This window comes from Bacillus cereus group sp. BfR-BA-01383 (assembly GCF_022663495.1).
Lineage (GTDB): Bacteria > Bacillota > Bacilli > Bacillales > Bacillaceae_G > Bacillus_A > Bacillus_A cereus_AU.
Genome location: NZ_JAKUFP010000083.1, coordinates 1 through 2,284 on the forward strand (window position 1 = coordinate 1; position 2,284 = coordinate 2,284).

Below are 2,284 nucleotides of genomic sequence, written 5' to 3' on the forward strand. Positions count from 1 at the left end.
CATATTATATGGTTAAGTCCTCGATCTATTAGTATTCGTCAGCTCCACATGTCACCATGCTTCCACCTCGAACCTATCAACCTGATCATCTTTCAGGGATCTTACTAGCTTACGCTATGGGAAATCTCATCTTGAGGGGGGCTTCATGCTTAGATGCTTTCAGCACTTATCCCTTCCGCACATAGCTACCCAGCTATGCCCTTGGCAGAACAACTGGTACACCAGCGGTGCGTCCATCCCGGTCCTCTCGTACTAAGGACAGCTCCTCTCAAATTTCCTACGCCCACGACGGATAGGGACCGAACTGTCTCACGACGTTCTGAACCCAGCTCGCGTACCGCTTTAATGGGCGAACAGCCCAACCCTTGGGACCGACTACAGCCCCAGGATGCGATGAGCCGACATCGAGGTGCCAAACCTCCCCGTCGATGTGGACTCTTGGGGGAGATAAGCCTGTTATCCCCGGGGTAGCTTTTATCCGTTGAGCGATGGCCCTTCCATGCGGAACCACCGGATCACTAAGCCCGACTTTCGTCCCTGCTCGACTTGTAGGTCTCGCAGTCAAGCTCCCTTATGCCTTTGCACTCTACGAATGATTTCCAACCATTCTGAGGGAACCTTTGGGCGCCTCCGTTACACTTTAGGAGGCGACCGCCCCAGTCAAACTGCCCACCTGACACTGTCTCCCGGGTCGATAAGACCCGTAGGTTAGAATTTCAATACAGTCAGGGCGGTATCCCACCAGCGCCTCCACCGAAGCTAGCGCTCCGGTTTCAATGGCTCCCGCCTATCCTGTACAAACTGTACCAAAATTCAATATCAGGCTACAGTAAAGCTCCACGGGGTCTTTCCGTCCTGTCGCGGGTAACCTGCATCTTCACAGGTACTATAATTTCACCGAGTCTCTGGTTGAGACAGTGCCCAAATCGTTACACCTTTCGTGCGGGTCGGAACTTACCCGACAAGGAATTTCGCTACCTTAGGACCGTTATAGTTACGGCCGCCGTTTACTGGGGCTTCAGTTCAGAGCTTCGCTTACGCTAACCCCTCTCCTTAACCTTCCAGCACCGGGCAGGTGTCAGCCCCTATACTTCGCCTTACGGCTTCGCAGAGACCTGTGTTTTTGCTAAACAGTCGCTTGGGCCTATTCACTGCGGCTTTCCGTTAAGAAAGCACCCCTTCTCCCGAAGTTACGGGGTCATTTTGCCGAGTTCCTTAACCAGAGTTCTCTCGCACACCTTAGGATTCTCTCCTCGCCTACCTGTGTCGGTTTGCGGTACAGGCACCTTTTATCTCGCTAGAAGCTTTTCTTGGCAGCGGGGAATCAAAGACTTCGCTCCATAAGGAGCTTCCCCATCACAGCTCAGCCTTCACGATAAGCGGATTTGCCTACTTATCAGCCTAACTGCTTGGACGTGCACAACCAATCGCACGCTTCTTCTATCCTTCTGCGTCCCTCCATTGCTCAAACGATAAAGAGGTGGTACAGGAATATCAACCTGTTGTCCATCGCCTACGCCTGTCGGCCTCGGCTTAGGTCCTGACTAACCCTGAGCGGACGAGCCTTCCTCAGGAAACCTTAGGCATTCGGTGGACGGGATTCTCACCCGTCTTTCGCTACTCATACCGGCATTCTCACTTCTAAGCACTCCACCAGTCCTTACGGTCTGACTTCACTGTCCTTAGAACGCTCCCCTACCACTGATACCATTGGTATCAATTCGCAGCTTCGGTGGTGTATTTAGCCCCGGTACATTTTCGGCGCAGAGTCACTCGACTAGTGAGCTATTACGCACTCTTTAAATGGTGGCTGCTTCTAAGCCAACATCCTAGTTGTCTAAGCAACTCCACATCCTTTTCCACTTAATACACACTTTGGGACCTTAGCTGGCGATCTGGGCTGTTTCCCTCTTGACTACGGATCTTATCACTCGCAGTCTGACTCCTAAGGATAAGTCATTGGCATTCGGAGTTTGACTGAATTCGGTAATCCGATGAGGACCCCTAGTTCAATCAGTGCTCTACCTCCAAGACTCTTACACTTAAGGCTAGCCCTAAAGCTATTTCGGGGAGAACCAGCTATCTCCAGGTTCGATTGGAATTTCTCCGCTACCCACACCTCATCCCCGCACTTTTCAACGTGCGTGGGTTCGGGCCTCCATTCAGTGTTACCTGAACTTCACCCTGGACATGGGTAGATCACCTGGTTTCGGGTCTACGACCACGTACTAAACGCCCTATTCAGACTCGCTTTCGCTGCGGCTCCGTCTCTTCAACTTAACCT

At 52.0% G+C, this 2,284-nt stretch carries 1 rRNA gene; it reads right to left on the bottom strand.

The features are described 5' to 3' along the window. Window positions 1-8: 8 nt before the first annotated feature. A 23S ribosomal RNA gene (locus MR065_RS26940) occupies window positions 9-2,284 on the bottom strand; the annotation flags it as partial.